General features: G+C 34.5%; 17 protein-coding genes. 11 read left to right on the forward strand and 6 right to left on the reverse strand.

The genetic code is table 11. The features are described 5' to 3' along the window. Positions 1-115 precede the first annotated feature (115 nt). The 5 genes from ACQKMD_RS11440 to phoU all read left to right on the forward strand — a co-directional run bounded on the left by ACQKMD_RS11440 (position 116) and on the right by phoU (position 4,510). Positions 116-1,090: a PstS family phosphate ABC transporter substrate-binding protein gene (locus ACQKMD_RS11440; protein WP_427752155.1), complete on the forward strand. Its 975-nt coding sequence runs from the start codon at positions 116-118 to the stop codon at positions 1,088-1,090. A gap of 147 nt (positions 1,091-1,237) precedes the next feature. Further along, a complete protein-coding gene (pstC, locus tag ACQKMD_RS11445) occupies positions 1,238-2,107 on the forward strand; it encodes a phosphate ABC transporter permease subunit PstC (RefSeq protein ID WP_427752289.1) in 870 nt (289 codons plus the stop codon). Further along, positions 2,107-2,988, forward strand: a complete 882-nt coding sequence (gene pstA, locus ACQKMD_RS11450) for a phosphate ABC transporter permease PstA (RefSeq protein WP_427752156.1) — start codon at positions 2,107-2,109, stop codon at positions 2,986-2,988. The genes pstC and pstA overlap by 1 nt, the downstream gene beginning before the upstream one ends. Before the next feature lie 19 nt (positions 2,989-3,007). Further along, positions 3,008-3,835, forward strand: a complete 828-nt coding sequence (pstB, locus tag ACQKMD_RS11455) for a phosphate ABC transporter ATP-binding protein PstB (RefSeq protein ID WP_427752291.1) — start codon at positions 3,008-3,010, stop codon at positions 3,833-3,835. Between the two features lie 15 nt (positions 3,836-3,850). Continuing rightward, entirely contained in the window at positions 3,851-4,510 is a 660-nt protein-coding gene (phoU, locus tag ACQKMD_RS11460) for a phosphate signaling complex protein PhoU (RefSeq protein WP_427752158.1), read from the forward strand. 75 nt (positions 4,511-4,585) lie between these two features. Here the strand turns inward: phoU and ACQKMD_RS11465 are convergent, their stop codons facing one another. From ACQKMD_RS11465 to ACQKMD_RS11475, 3 genes are all read right to left on the reverse strand, one after another. Continuing rightward, a complete protein-coding gene (locus tag ACQKMD_RS11465) occupies positions 4,586-5,311 on the reverse strand; it encodes a hypothetical protein (protein ID WP_427752160.1) in 726 nt (241 codons plus the stop codon). A gap of 209 nt (positions 5,312-5,520) precedes the next feature. Then, complete coding sequence (locus tag ACQKMD_RS11470; RefSeq protein WP_427752162.1) at positions 5,521-6,000, reverse strand: endolytic transglycosylase MltG; 480 nt, start codon at positions 5,998-6,000, stop codon at positions 5,521-5,523. After that, the gene (locus ACQKMD_RS11475; RefSeq protein WP_427752165.1) at positions 5,997-6,377 is read right to left on the reverse strand and encodes a hypothetical protein; all 381 of its coding nucleotides are present in this window, start codon (positions 6,375-6,377) and stop codon (positions 5,997-5,999) included. The genes ACQKMD_RS11470 and ACQKMD_RS11475 overlap by 4 nt, the downstream gene beginning before the upstream one ends. Positions 6,378-6,604: 227 nt before the next feature. Between ACQKMD_RS11475 and rpmG the strand changes: the two genes are divergently transcribed. The 5 genes from rpmG to ACQKMD_RS11500 all read left to right on the forward strand — a co-directional run bounded on the left by rpmG (position 6,605) and on the right by ACQKMD_RS11500 (position 10,980). Continuing rightward, positions 6,605-6,754: a 50S ribosomal protein L33 gene (gene rpmG / locus ACQKMD_RS11480; RefSeq protein WP_038186828.1), complete on the forward strand. Its 150-nt coding sequence runs from the start codon at positions 6,605-6,607 to the stop codon at positions 6,752-6,754. Positions 6,755-6,822: 68 nt separating this feature from the next. Continuing rightward, entirely contained in the window at positions 6,823-7,428 is a 606-nt protein-coding gene (locus ACQKMD_RS11485; protein WP_427752166.1) for a 5-formyltetrahydrofolate cyclo-ligase, read from the forward strand. Next, positions 7,412-7,615, forward strand: a complete 204-nt coding sequence (locus ACQKMD_RS11490; RefSeq protein WP_427752169.1) for a YqgQ family protein — start codon at positions 7,412-7,414, stop codon at positions 7,613-7,615. Before ACQKMD_RS11485 ends, ACQKMD_RS11490 begins: the two co-directional genes overlap by 17 nt. Before the next feature lie 244 nt (positions 7,616-7,859). Then, positions 7,860-9,758, forward strand: coding sequence for an LTA synthase family protein (locus ACQKMD_RS11495; RefSeq protein ID WP_427752171.1), 1,899 nt, complete (start codon positions 7,860-7,862; stop codon positions 9,756-9,758). Positions 9,759-9,885: 127 nt separating this feature from the next. Then, a complete protein-coding gene (locus ACQKMD_RS11500) occupies positions 9,886-10,980 on the forward strand; it encodes a hypothetical protein (RefSeq protein ID WP_427752173.1) in 1,095 nt (364 codons plus the stop codon). 55 nt (positions 10,981-11,035) lie between these two features. Here ACQKMD_RS11500 and ACQKMD_RS11505 read toward each other — a convergent pair whose 3' ends face one another. Continuing rightward, entirely contained in the window at positions 11,036-11,215 is a 180-nt protein-coding gene (locus ACQKMD_RS11505; protein ID WP_427752174.1) for a DUF2759 domain-containing protein, read from the reverse strand. Positions 11,216-11,392: 177 nt separating this feature from the next. Here ACQKMD_RS11505 and ACQKMD_RS11510 point away from each other — a divergent pair, with 177 nt between their 5' ends. Beyond that, the gene (locus tag ACQKMD_RS11510; protein ID WP_427752176.1) at positions 11,393-12,034 is read left to right on the forward strand and encodes an MBL fold metallo-hydrolase; all 642 of its coding nucleotides are present in this window, start codon (positions 11,393-11,395) and stop codon (positions 12,032-12,034) included. A gap of 1,008 nt (positions 12,035-13,042) precedes the next feature. Here ACQKMD_RS11510 and ACQKMD_RS11515 read toward each other — a convergent pair. Both ACQKMD_RS11515 and ACQKMD_RS11520 read right to left on the reverse strand, forming a co-directional pair. Continuing rightward, positions 13,043-13,285: a DUF2626 domain-containing protein gene (locus ACQKMD_RS11515; RefSeq protein ID WP_427752178.1), complete on the reverse strand. Its 243-nt coding sequence runs from the start codon at positions 13,283-13,285 to the stop codon at positions 13,043-13,045. 113 nt (positions 13,286-13,398) lie between these two features. Then, positions 13,399-14,094, reverse strand: coding sequence for a helix-turn-helix transcriptional regulator (locus tag ACQKMD_RS11520; RefSeq protein ID WP_427752180.1), 696 nt, complete (start codon positions 14,092-14,094; stop codon positions 13,399-13,401). Between the last annotated feature and the right edge of the window lie 190 nt (positions 14,095-14,284).

Genomic DNA, 14,284 nt, shown 5'->3' on the forward strand with positions numbered 1-14,284 from the left:
GAAATAACCCACCAAGCCCAATTCCAAGTAAAATAGAAGGGATCCATGCTGTAGTCAATGGATATATCATGAGTGACAAACCTATTACCACAAAAACCTTAGGGGGAACAAACAGATGAAAAACTGGAAGTACTTCATGATGACATCAATCGTAGGCTCGGCACTTTTGTTAGGAGCATGTAGCAGTGACAAAGAAGAAGGAAGTAAAACGTCAAACAGCGGTGCTACTAGCCAAGAAACAAATTCTGGTGCAAGTGAGCAACTAGAAGGAAAAATCGCAGGAGACGGTTCTTCAACTGTAGCGCCAATCATGGAAGCGATCGTAGAGGAATATACAGCTGTTCAACCTAAAGTACAAGTTTCAGTAGGTGTCTCTGGAACTGGTGGAGGATTTGAGAAATTCATAGCAGGTGAAACTGATTTTTCAAATGCATCTCGTGAAATTAAAGAAGAAGAGGCTGCTAAGTTAAAAGAAGCAGGCATTGACTATACAGAAATGAAAATTGGCTATGATGGTTTATCTATCGTAGTAAATAAAGAGAATAATTGGATAGAAGATTTAACGGTTGATCAATTAAAACAAATTTGGACTGAAGATGGTAAAGAAAAGAAATGGTCTGATATCAATCCATCTTGGCCTAAAGAGAAAATCGTCTACTACTCACCAGGTACTGACTCAGGAACATATGACTACTTCGATGAAGTTATTTTAGACGGTAAAGATTTAGCAAAAAAAGCAACTCTATCAGAGGATGATAACGTACTAGTAAAAGGTGTTACAGGCGATAAAAATGCTATCGGATACTTCGGTTACGCTTATTACTTAGCGAATAAAGATAATCTTAAAATCGTAAAAGTAGGCGGAATTGAGCCAACAAATGAAACAATCAAATCTGGTGAATACTCACCGCTATCTAGACCGCTATTCACCTATGTGAAGAATAGCGCAGTAAAAGAAAATGCAGCATTCTATAACTTTATGAAATACGCTCTTGAAAATGCTGGTGATATGGCAGAAGCTGTAGGCTATGTTAAAACACCAGACGAAGATTACAAAAAAGACTTAGATGCATTAGAAGGCTTGAAATAATCACTAAAGCTAGGGGAGCGAGTAGCAAAACGCTACCTGCTCCCATTTTTACTGAAGGGGGACTTCAAATTGGCTTTAAAAGAATCGACGGAGAAGCTGTCTGTTCAAGATTTAATCGCACAATCACGAGGTAAGGGATCAAAAAAAATGATAGAGAAAGTGATGCCAAACTTATTATTCATCACTGCTCTAATCTCAGTTTTAACAACGTTTGGTATAGTCTTTACGCTCATTTTTGAAACGTTTGAATTTTTTAAGGAAGTACCTATCCTTGATTTCTTATTTGGAACGGAATGGCTCCCATTCTCTGGAAAGGAGCCAATGTACGGTATCTTGCCACTTATCTTAGGAACATTAAAGGTAACTGTTATTGCAGTTTTAGTAGCTGTTCCACTAGGTATTGCAGCAGCAATCTACCTTAGTGAATATGCAAGTGATCGTACACGACGCGTGATTAAACCAATACTAGAAGTGTTAGCAGGTGTTCCGACAATTGTTTATGGATTTTTTGCTCTGACATTTGTTACACCTATGTTACAAGAACTGATTCCAGGACTGAAAATCTTCAATGCACTAAGTCCGGGAATTGTCGTAGGTATCATGATTTTACCGATGATTGCATCGCTTTCTGAAGATGCAATGACATCTGTACCAAATGCGATGCGAGAAGGTGCTCTAGCACTTGGTTCAACAAAACTAGAAGTAGCATTAAAGATTGTTTTACCAGCAGCATTATCAGGGATATTGGCTTCGGTAGTACTTGCGGTGTCTCGTGCAATCGGTGAAACAATGATCGTATCTCTTGCTGGAGGTGCAACGCCTACATTTGACTTTAGCGTGACGGATTCAATCCAAACGATGACCGCATATATTGTTCAAGTTTCGACAGGTGATGCAGGTTATGGAACTACGATTTACTACTCAATTTACTCAGTAGGATTTACATTATTCATCTTCACGTTGCTAATGAATCTACTCGCACATTTCATTTCAAAACGCTTTAGGGAGGAATACTGATGGTGAAATATGTTGATCATACGCAAGTTGTGAAACGCATGAATGGACGACTAGTTGTAAACAAGCTTTTGAAAACAGTCTTCCTCCTAGCAACACTTTTTGCCTTAGCAACGCTTGGGGTTTTAGTTTACCGTATGTTTGATCAAGGTTGGGGTTATTTAACGGCAGATTTTATTTCAAACTTTGCTTCTAGGTTCCCAGAAAAAGCAGGGATAAAGGCTGCACTTGTTGGTTCCATCTTTTTAATGTTAGTTGTGGCACCAGTTTCTCTATTCCTTGGGGTAGGAACGGCTATTTATTTAGAAGAATATGCGAAGCAAAATAAAATAAATGCTTTCATCCGCATGAATATCTCAAATTTAGCAGGAGTTCCTTCTATTGTATTCGGGTTACTCGGTTTAACGATTTTTGTTCGCTCGCTCGCTTTAGGAAAAAGTGTATTAGCAGCAGGACTTACGATGAGTTTGCTTATCTTACCGGTCATTATCGTAGCATCACAAGAAGCGATTCGATCTGTACCAAAGGAATTACGGGAAGCATCATACGGTATGGGTGCGACAAAATGGCAAACCATTTTAAAAATAGTCTTACCATCTGCGGTGCCGGGAATTTTAACAGGAAGTATTTTGGCGCTATCACGAGCTATAGGTGAAACTGCTCCTCTTGTTGTGTTAGGTATTCCAGTGATTGTACATTTCTTACCGAATGGCATTTTGAGCGAATTCACTGCTTTACCAATGCAAATCTTTGACTGGGCAAAACGCCCGCAAGAGGAATTTCAATATGTCGCAGCGGCCGGTATTCTAGTCTTGATGACATTCTTGGTCATCTTAAATTCCATTGCCGTCTTTATTCGAAATAAATTTCAGCGTCGTTATTAAAAACTAGGGGGCTTCAATGATGGTTAAACTTCCAGTAAATGAAGTATATGAAACAAAAGGGAAAAACTTAAAAGTAATATTAAACGAAGGCAAACGAACGGTGTATCATTCTAAAAACTTGAATTTATGGTACGGCGAGCATCATGCCTTAAAAGATATAAATCTAGAAATGAAGGAAAATGAAGTAACGGCCATTATTGGGCCGTCTGGTTGTGGTAAATCAACGTATATAAAAACGTTAAATCGTATGGTAGAGCTTATTCCATCTGTTCGTACAGAAGGTAAGATTTTATATCGTGAGCGTAATATTCTAGATAACAAATACCAAGTTGAAGAGTTACGCACTAAAGTCGGTATGGTATTCCAAAAACCAAATCCATTTCCAAAATCTATTTACGATAACATTGCTTATGGTCCTCGTATACATGGTATTAAAAATAAGAAAATCCTTGATGAAATTGTGGAAAAAAGCTTACGTGGTGCAGCGATATGGGATGAAGTTAAGGATCGTCTGAACCAAAATGCATATGGGTTATCAGGTGGGCAACAACAACGTATTTGTATCGCAAGATGTCTTGCAATTGAACCAGATGTTATTTTAATGGATGAGCCAACGTCAGCACTAGATCCGATTTCTACATTAAAAGTAGAAGAGCTAGTGCAGGAATTAAAAGAAAACTATTCGATTATTATTGTGACACATAATATGCAACAAGCAGCGCGTATTTCTGATAAAACGGCATTCTTCTTAAATGGAGAAGTTATTGAATATGCGGCTACGAACCATATTTTCTCTACACCAACGGATAAAAGAACTGAAGATTATATTTCTGGTCGATTCGGTTAAGGAGGAATAGTATAGATGACGGTTCGTGAAAAATTTGAAAATGATTTAAAGCGAGTGCAAGGTCTCATGTTAGATTTATGCCACATGTCCATTTATGCTTTGGAGAAATCAGTTGAGGCTCTTTTTGACCAAGATATAGATGCAGCATTACTATTAATAGATCAAGATCGTTTTATTAACAGGTTAGAGGAACATTTAAATGATGAAGTCATTTTATTAATCGCCAAACAACAACCTGTCGCGACTGATTTACGTCGCTTAATTGTCATGATTAAAGCCGCTTCTGATATGGAGAGAATTGGGGATTATGCTGTGAATATTGCCAAAGAGACAATTCGTCTTGGCGATACGAAAGTGGTTTATCCTACAGAGAAGATTGCTCAAATGCGTGATCAAGCAATTGCTATGTTAAAAAATATGGTACAAGCATTTATCGAAGAAGATATGAATAAAGCAAAGGAAATTGCGCTCTTAGATGATCAAATCGATGCTTTATATGGAGAGGCAATTGTTGAAATCCTTAATACGCCGACAGAAAATATGAAAGATATTGGCCAAGTTGCTCAGCTATCATTTGTTTGTCGTTATTTAGAGCGTTCGGCCGATCATGCCACTAATTTAGCAGAGTTGTTATTTTACCTAGTAAAGGGTAAACATTATGAATTAAATCAATAGCCAGTTCATATCAAAAAGCAAGCTGACTAACTTGTCTGCTTGCTTTTTGATATCGTTATTCTAAAAGTACTTCTATTATGAAAGTTCGATTGGATAAAATTCGACCTTTTTAACTTGATACCTATTTTGTTTCAATTCGTAGGAAATATGAAAGCTACCTATATATCCACCAACCGGGGTAATTTGCGCGCCTAGAATAGCGGTCAATTCATTATCCAAAACTTTAAAGCGAATTAAATTGCCTGTGACGATATCTGGAAATAAGTTTTTAGGGGCAATATCTAATTTATCGATTTTAATAACGTTTTTTTTATTTCCTATAGTAATAATTGCTTCTGATTTTGTTATATCTGTTTCTACAGTTTTTAGAAGGGTGCTCATTGGGTTATCAACGGATACTTCTCTGTAAACATCGCCGATATTGGTTTTAGTTTTATGAAGTACATGGACATTTTGGTGAATAATCCTAGAACCATAACTCGTTGTTAATATTATTATTAATTCTTTTTCTCCATTTTGATTGATATCATTATAAATAAGTTGTGGGCTATACGCCTCGTTAGATACATTCTTCCAAAAAGGAAAATACTGAACTGCACCATTCACGTCTAATCTGAACTTTTCTAAATGTCCTTTTCTCTCGGTAGCGTATAAATTAACATTCACATCTGGTGATTTTCCGACAACTAGTTCTTTTGCTCGATGATTAAAGGCTTTGGTCGTTAGCGGAACTAGAATAACTAACATAATGAAAAATAAAGAGAGCTTTTTTATCAGCCTATCCCTAATATACTCCTCCACTTCAATTGCATTTGAATAGTATGGATAGAATGTCCTTTAATATTTATAAGAAAATGCAATTTCAATGTCATTCATATTTTCCTCATGCTCTTTCTAATTTCCGAACAAAATGAAATGAGACTTTAAATAGAAGAATGCCCATTAAGTTAATTTTACACTTAATGGGCATTCTTCTATTTAGATAATTTTATTAATTACTATACATGCAGTTATTTACTACGGGTAATTTTCTTGACGATTTCAGCAGTACTCATTTTGACGTTTATATCGTAAGAGCCAATTTGAAGATTAGATGCCTTGTCGTTTTTGATGACATAAAGCTCAAAGTCACCAGCGTCTTTGATCATACCGGCTTTCTCTAGAGCTGAACTTACTTCTGAAGTACCCATGCCTTTTTTGATAACGAGTGTAAAAGACTTTACTGATTTCTTAGCTGAAGCATTTACAGCTACGGTATTATTTTTTAATGCACTGTAATCTGTTTGGATTTTAGCAAGCTGTTCTTTTGCTTCCGCTGCTTCTTTATTGATCGCCTTTAGTTCGTCTTTTTTAATAAGGATAGTACCTTTAGGAACATTAATATTTGCAGCTTCCGTGTTAGCATCTTGTGTTAAGAAATCCGCGAAAGCAAAACTAGCACCCGCTACAAAAAGAGCGATGCCAAATGCTCTGATGGATGATTTTCTCATACGCGACTGCCTCCACTTTGAAGGACTTCTTGAACTTGCTCTATTGATAGAGAAGAGCGCTTACTAATTTCTGGGATAGTATAGCCCTGTTTATGTAGCGTCTGCACTTGACTGACAATAATTTGATGAATACGAATACCTTTAGTGGGTGCAATTACCGGAGACGCTGTTTTTTTAGGTTTTCCTATCAATTTTGGCTCTAATAATAATTCTTCCTCAATTACTTTTAAGCGACGCTTTAATTGATGTGTTTCTTGATAAAAATTAAGAGAAAGTTCTTCAACATCTCCCTCGATTTGTGTCGAATGATCTTTGATGAAAAACGAAGCGATTATTACGATAATCCCAATAATCATTAATATAGATGATAATTCCAAAATCCTTCACCTCAATAGGTTTAAATAGTTGTGATTCTATTTTATCATAAAGTAGTCCATAATACTCCCACTCATGAAACAGTATCCCACGTTTAGCCATGGATTAGACGAAATTTCCAAAAGAAATGACAGTAGATTTTTTTCGAAGTTATGATATAATAAATTAGTCGTATAAATCATGCTCACTAAAGACATTTTATTCTTGATATAGAGTGGGAGGGGTAAAGATGCGCGTTAATATTACATTAGCTTGCACTGAATGTGGCGAACGTAACTACATTTCTAAGAAAAACAAGCGTAACAATCCAGAACGTCTTGAATTGAAAAAATATTGCTCTCGTGATAAGAAGAACACTCTTCACCGTGAAACGAAGTAATAACTGTTGCCAAAACCACGAGTGGTTTTGGCTTTTTCCGTTCTATGGACTAAAAAGGAGTGAACCCCTTGGATAAAAAAACACTACGTCAAGATATGAAAGCACAGCTTGCCCAAATGTCAGGAGCACAATATAATACAAACTCTTTGCAAATTCACGATCAATTATTAAGAGAATCTTCTATTAAAAAAGCAAAAATAATTGGGTTAACCATATCTGCCTTTCCTGAAGTGAATACAATGCCGTTAATTGAAAAACTCTGGTCACAAGGCAAACGAGTAGCGGTTCCTAAATGTGAACCTAAAACACGTGCTATGATATTCTATGAAATTACATCATTCGATCAATTAGAGACGGTCTATATGCAACTGAAAGAGCCAATTTCTGCTTTAACAAAAGAGATGTCAAAGGAAGAAATCGATTGTTTGATTGTTCCGGGTGTTGTATTTGATCCGTTTGGTTATCGTGTTGGCTTTGGTGGCGGTTACTATGATCGGTATTTAGCCAATTACAACGGTGAACGAATCACTTTAGCATTTGCTTTGCAGCTCATACATAAAGTACCGACAGATCAATTTGATTTACCGGTGCATAAAATAATTACTGAGACAAGCATTATTAATTGTCTTGAAAATCGAAAGGAGTCACAATCAGTCGATGAAAACAGTATATGATGTGATGCAATTTTTGAAACGCTTTGGTACATTTATTTATACAAAGGATCGAATTGCGGATTTAGAACTAATGGAGGATGAGATCCGAGAACTCTACTCTTCACATTTAATAGACATAAAGGATTACCAAATGGCTTTGGTAATTTTACGCCAAGAAATTTCGAAAGAGAAAAGGAATAGACAATAAATGTAATAAAGTGGTAGAATATATTTTCTACTACTTTTTTAAAAGTTAATGAAACTTTTACATGACTCATCCGTCTAATAAAGAGTCGGTAATAAAAGCGAGAAATTGGCTATATAATATTGGATGTAATAATTAGATGTAACATTTTTGTTGCGTTGTTGTAAAAAAAGGATTATGATATATTTTGTTTCTTTCATATATGAAACTAAAATTGTAAAGAAAGAAAGTAGGAGGATGTATAGGAATGAATTTTAAAAAAGTACCTAAACATTCAATTTTGGCTTTTGCGATTCTGGCCACTTGGATTAAAACGTATATAACCTATCAAACAAGTTTTGATATGAAAATTGAAAATACAATGCAACAACTAATTTTGTTTATCAACCCACTTAGTTTCTTGCTGTTTATATTTGGGTTATCTTTATTCTTCAAAACTGCAAAAGCGCGTAATCGTTATTTAATAATTACAAGTAGTATACTAGCAATTATTTTATATGCTAACGTAGCAGTGTATCGATTCTTTGATGACTTTATAACATTACCAATGCTGTTCCAAACTAATAATTTTGGTGATCTAGGAAACTCTGCATTATCTTCAATGTACTTTACCGATGTTTTCTACTTTACTGATGTTATTTTGTTAATATTAGCAATTAAGTTTTTACCTGTTGCTAAAGAATTTTTCGAAGTTAAACCAAAAATACGTCGTACGTATTTTGTCTTATCATGTGCAATGTTATTCTTAAACCTAGGTTTAGCTGAAACAGAACGTCCACAGTTATTAACACGTAGCTTTGACCGTGAAATTTTAGTAAAGAATATTGGTACTTACAATTACCATTTATATGATATTTACATCCAATCAAAATCACATGCGCAACGTGCATTAGCTGATGGTAGTGAGTTAACAGAAGTAACAAACTACGTAAAATCAAATCAAGCTAAAGCAGACGATAAAATGTTTGGAATTGGAAAAAAACGAAACGTCATTATTATTTCAGTTGAATCAACCCAAAATTTTGTTATTAATAATACAATGAATGGTCAAGAAATTACACCATTCTTAAACTCTTTAACAAAAGATAAAGATACATTCTACTTCGATAATTTCTATCACCAAACTGGTCTTGGAAAAACGTCGGATGCTGAATTTATTGTTGAAAACTCATTATTCGGAACAGGTCGAGGTGCTGTTTTTTTCACAAACAGTGGGAACACATTCAACTCAATGGCTGAACGTTTAAATGGTGAAGGCTACTATACTTCAGTGCTTCACTCAAATAACAAAAGCTTCTGGAACCGTGATATGATGTATCATGCATTTGATATTAAAAAGTTCTATGACATTGATTCATTTGATGTAAATGACGATAATACCGTTAACTGGGGATTAAAAGATATTCCGTTTATGGAACAGTCAGTAGATATTATGAAAACAATGCCACAACCTTTTTACACACGTATGTTAACTTTAACTAACCATTACCCATTCACTTCTGATAAAGAGGATCAATTGATTGAACCTTATACATCTGGAGATGGTACTGTTGACCGTTATTTCCAAACAGTACGTTACACAGACGAAGCAATTAAAAAGCTGTTTAATGATTTAAAGGAAAAAGGTTTATATGATAATTCAATTATCGTAATGTATGGTGATCACTATGGTATTTCAGAAAACCATAATAAAGCGATGGAAAAATATTTAGATAAAGAAATCACACCACTTGAAACAGCACAATTACAACAAGTACCATTCTTCGTGCATATTCCTAACTCAGGTGTTGGTAAAGTAATGCATGACGTATCGGGTCAAATGGATATTCGACCAACAATTTTACACTTATTAGGTGTTGATACATCTAATGACTTACAATTAGGTGCAGATTTATTCTCGAAAGACCATGAAGATTTCGTCACATTCCGTGATGGTCGTTTTGTAACTGATAAGTTGGTTTATGCTGGTGAAGTTTGTTACGATAAAGAAACTGGAGAGAAAACGGATCAAGCAAAATGTGAACCATTTATCGAAAGGGCAAATAAGAAATTAGAATACTCCGACCGTATTATTAATGGTGATTTACTTCGCTTTTATGATGAAAAAACTGGAGCTCTAAAATCAAAATCAGAAGAAACTAAATAAATTCTATTTGAAAACCTACATGAATCTATTCATGTAGGTTTTTTTCATTAAATCCATATTTTTCTACATATGACGAAACCTTTTTAGTTTATAATCGTATAATAGATAGGTGAAGAGGAGGCACAATATGAAAAAAATTATTATATATCTAGTCCTCGCTTGTGCCATTTTCCTAGTTGGGTGTAATAAAAAAGAAGGTTCACAACCAAATTTAGATGATTCAAATAACCCTGAAGCGGTTGAGAAAAAAAGGGTTGCATCAGAAGTTCTTGATTATTCTATGAAAACAGAAGATTTACATAGTATTGTTGGATTTCTATCTGAAACAACGATTTTGTATGTTGCTTATGAATCAGACAATTTCCATCTAGTAACTTATAATTTAATTACAGGTGACAAAGAGACGATTTATTCAGAAAAGGACCAAATTATCCAAGTGATGATTCACCCTTCTAAAAAGCAAATTATCGTTCAATCTTCAGCAAACTCCTCATCTGCAACAGTTAAGATGATTTCGTTAAAAGGGGACGTCCTTCATAATGTCAATATTCTATCCTCTGAGTTGTCAATTATGTGGAATCCTAACAACCCTCAATTAGTCGCCTTTACAGCATTTCAAGGAGATTTCTCGTACCAATGTTATGTCTTTGATGGTGAACAAGAAAAGTTGCATGAGATAGATCCAAGTAATCCGTTTTTAGTTTGGCAATCCGATGATATTTTACTGTATAACCGTTGGACAGCTCGTCAGCTTAATGGAGGTAAAATAGTAGAATTGAATTGGAAGACTGGTCAGGAACAACCGACTGATTTGAAAAAAGTAGTCTATTTAGATACGGACAAGGATGCTAGATTAACAGTTCAAATTGATTTTGAAACAGAACAGTTTTCTTATTTACTAAAAAACAAAAATAAGGAAGTCACTTGGCAAGCACCTGCTTTAAGTAATTATTCACAATGGTTTGTACCAGATTTAGTTTGGTTAAAGGATCAATCAATGATATCTATTGTACCAACTGAAGGTGGTTTGCTGGATAATTATTCCGGGAAATTTAAGTTAATGAAAGTTTCAGAAGAGAAAGTAGAAGAGCTAATAACACTTGATGAGTATGCAATGATAAGTTGCTCTCCTAAAGGCTCACTTTGTTTATATGGCAATGATTTAGAACAAGTTATGTCGTTTGAACCTTTTAAAAAGAAAAAATGGTTAACCCTTGAATAGAAGACAAAAAAAAGCTGTGGTATAAAAACCACAGCTTTTGTTGTCCCACTTAGTATTAGTGAAGAGTTGGTGGGTAACCTTGATTTAAGACAGTCATAAATACGAACCATCCAAACACTACAAATGCAGCAAAGTTAAAAGCAATTCCTAGAATGCTTTTTTCTTTGATAGCTTGTACAGTGCCAACTAGACCTAGAATTGCGACTAGGCCAAAAATAACCATTAATAAGTTCAATATAGACACTCCTTTCGACATCCGAAAATGAATGCCGCAAACAATATTCCTCTTCTATTGTAAAGCTAATTGGTACGTTTGTCGAGGTTAAAAAGTGACGGATATTTGAACGAACGATGACAGTGTATGTATATCATTTCGTTGCGAAATCTGTATAATATAGTGGAGGTGAAATGAATGTTAAATATTCGAACATATACATTAGGACCAGTGCAGACGAACTGCTATATTATTTCAAATAAACAAAAAGAATGTCTTGTGATTGATCCAGGTAGTGAAGGCGAGAGACTTGTACAGCAATTAAGAACATTGAATTTACGTCCGTTGGCTATTTTGTTAACACATGCTCATTTTGATCATATTGGTGCTGTGGATGCTGTAAGAGATGCTTTTAAAGTACCTGTTTATGTACATAAGGCGGAAACTGATTGGTTACTAGATCCAATGAAAAATGGTTCTGGCCGTTATGCTGAATTGCCAAATATCACAGCGCGTCCTGCAGATCATGTGATTGATCAACCGCAAGAATTAACTATAGGACAGTTTGAATTTGAAATTGTGCACACTCCAGGTCATTCTCCAGGCAGTATATCATTTATATTCAAAGATGAAGGATTTGCAATTGTTGGTGATACATTATTTCAAGGGAGTGTAGGTCGCACAGATTTATTAGGTGGTAATGAAAAATTGTTATTAAAGTCTATCCATGATAAATTGTTATCGTTAGATGAGGATTTAATCGTGTATCCAGGTCATGGTGACGCTTCTACTGTTGGAACTGAGATGGAGCAAAATCCATTTTTGAATGGGTTTTTGTAAAAGCTTAAGTACTGAAATTAAGAAGACCGATTTGTAAGTAAAAACCTTACTAGTCGGTTTTTTTGTATTTTTTTAGTACAGTAATGAATATCAATAAATGAAAAGTGTTTGTAACTACTGTTAAGTATAAGTTTGAATGATTTATGATTATAAACAATTAGTGGATTTTTCAAAATGCATGGCCAATTTATTGCTTTTTGGAGAGAAGAGAGCAAGGCTCCAAATATGAGTAAACTAGAAAGAATGGCAAAAAAAGAATCATGCATTATTCTTAAAGGAAGCTAATTATCAGTGGGTTCTTTTTAATGAAAATGATGCATTACGTGGTATGGAATAATTTGTTTTACAGATGAAAGGAACAATGAAAAAGTTTAAAGGTATGGTTATTGACATACGAGTAATAATCAAGCTGAGGTATTTTACGAACTATTGATAAAACGAGTTGGGGAATTAGTTTCAAGACTATTTACAATTGAATAATGATGCTTATAAGGAAATAGTTGAGTACATTAATTAATGGAGAAAAGTCATGAATCATTAATTGTTAAAATTTATTTTACAGTATAGGGTACTGCTTAAGCCTAGAAAATATCGAATATAAAGACGTAAATATTCTGTTAAATAACAAATGATTGAGTTAGCGCAACAAACATCCGGGTTAGCGCAACAAATATCCGAGTTAGCGCAACAAACATCCGGGTTAGCGCAACAAACATCCGAGTTAGTGCAACAAACATCTAAGTTAGCGCAATAAACAAATGTATGTATAGGTTTTTCACTAATTGACGGGTCTCCTTCAGCTTTTAGGTGCATAAAAAAAAGAGGCTATGGAGGCCTCTTAAATAGAAGATATTAATCTTCTTCATCTAGGGGATGTTTCTCACCATATATATGGAGAGGGTTAAAGTTAAGCTACAACTATAATTATAACAATCATTAATAAGGTGTCAATAGTGAAAATGCACAAAATAAAAAAGACAGCTTTGAGACTGTCTTTTCTATTTACTATTAATGTCCAGCACCTGCAACATGAATGAATGTAGTATAGTACGAGAAGCCTGCGAAGAAAACTGTTAAGTAAGCACCGAAGATGTACATATACATACGTTCTGTTAGGTTTAAATATCCTAATAGAAGGAAAAACCCTGTGTTAGCTAAGAATAATAGTGAAACTTCTGGCATATCACCTAAATAAAACATAACTGCGAAAATCCCTGTCCAGAAGCCCATTACTTTATACATATTATCCATGTATGATTCCCTCCTTTTGCGACGACACAATAATCTCTTATCCATTATAAATGATTTGAAACCAACATGTAAACCGCAACTTAGGTTAACTTTGTGACAAAGCCGTGTAAAAATTAAATATCAATTCGATATGTACAGTATTTACAGCTTTCGACCATGCTATCAATTTGACCGAATTCTTGTACATCAAATAAGTATTCAAATTGGCCTTTTAAAAATGATTCATGCAAGTCACAAACTAGTGTTGCTTGTTTCTCGATTTGACTATGGAAAGGACAATTGTATACTGCAAAATTGATTGTTTTTCCATCGGGCTTATCGAGAATTATTGGAACATAACCAATTAATGAGGCTGCTTCTGTAATAATTTCTACTCGCTCATCAAATGATAAGAGCGATTTGTCCCTTTGGTGTTTAGATAAAATTGATTGAATTTGTTCGGCACCTTTTTTGTAACAAATCTTTTTACCAATAGTATTAGCATCTTCACCTAGTTCTATAATTATTTCTAGAACCCAACCTAACAATTCTTCATAATTTCGTTGAGGGAAAGTTAGAGCGACTCCATTAGAAACCGCTTTATATTTTCTTCCAGGACGTCCACCCCTTCCAGTTTTTTCATATTCAGACGTAATGACATCTATTTCGTTTAATTTCGTTAAATGAAGGCGTGCTACGTTTGGATGAATTTGAAAGTGGTCGGCGATGTTTTGTACTGAGAAAGAATCTTTTTCTTGTAACATGTATTGATAAATTGAAAATCTTGTTTCATCTGCTAGTGTACTTGTAATTTTTAATGGATGTAACATGAAAAGGTTCCACCTCCTGTATAGTTATCTTTTATTATAAAACAATATGAAATATCCACCAGTATAAAAACTGATAAATATAAAAAAATAAGTAGAATAATGTAAATTAGTGAAAGGTTATTAGTCTTTTTTCATTGAAATTTCATTTTTAGCTAGTAGAAAAGCTTTGAAATTGAGTTTTGAGCACTTT

Origin of the sequence: Viridibacillus sp. NPDC096237 (genome assembly GCF_050278625.1) — a bacterium.
Lineage (GTDB): Bacteria > Bacillota > Bacilli > Bacillales_A > Planococcaceae > Viridibacillus.

Bases quoted from the DNA above. Each gene is read 5' to 3' on its own strand.
- ACQKMD_RS11440 (WP_427752155.1), top strand. From the start codon at position 116: ATGAAAAACTGGAAGTACTTCATGATGACATCAATCGTAGGCTCGGCA.
- pstC (WP_427752289.1), top strand. From the start codon at position 1,238: ATGATAGAGAAAGTGATGCCAAACTTATTATTCATCACTGCTCTAATC.
- pstA (WP_427752156.1), top strand. From the start codon at position 2,107: ATGGTGAAATATGTTGATCATACGCAAGTTGTGAAACGCATGAATGGA.
- pstB (WP_427752291.1), top strand. From the start codon at position 3,008: ATGGTTAAACTTCCAGTAAATGAAGTATATGAAACAAAAGGGAAAAAC.
- phoU (WP_427752158.1), top strand. From the start codon at position 3,851: ATGACGGTTCGTGAAAAATTTGAAAATGATTTAAAGCGAGTGCAAGGT.
- ACQKMD_RS11470 (WP_427752162.1), bottom strand. From the start codon at position 6,000: ATGAGAAAATCATCCATCAGAGCATTTGGCATCGCTCTTTTTGTAGCG.
- rpmG (WP_038186828.1), top strand. From the start codon at position 6,605: ATGCGCGTTAATATTACATTAGCTTGCACTGAATGTGGCGAACGTAAC.
- ACQKMD_RS11490 (WP_427752169.1), top strand. From the start codon at position 7,412: ATGAAAACAGTATATGATGTGATGCAATTTTTGAAACGCTTTGGTACA.
- ACQKMD_RS11495 (WP_427752171.1), top strand. From the start codon at position 7,860: ATGAATTTTAAAAAAGTACCTAAACATTCAATTTTGGCTTTTGCGATT.
- ACQKMD_RS11500 (WP_427752173.1), top strand. From the start codon at position 9,886: ATGAAAAAAATTATTATATATCTAGTCCTCGCTTGTGCCATTTTCCTA.
- ACQKMD_RS11510 (WP_427752176.1), top strand. From the start codon at position 11,393: ATGTTAAATATTCGAACATATACATTAGGACCAGTGCAGACGAACTGC.
- ACQKMD_RS11515 (WP_427752178.1), bottom strand. From the start codon at position 13,285: ATGGATAATATGTATAAAGTAATGGGCTTCTGGACAGGGATTTTCGCA.
- ACQKMD_RS11520 (WP_427752180.1), bottom strand. From the start codon at position 14,094: ATGTTACATCCATTAAAAATTACAAGTACACTAGCAGATGAAACAAGA.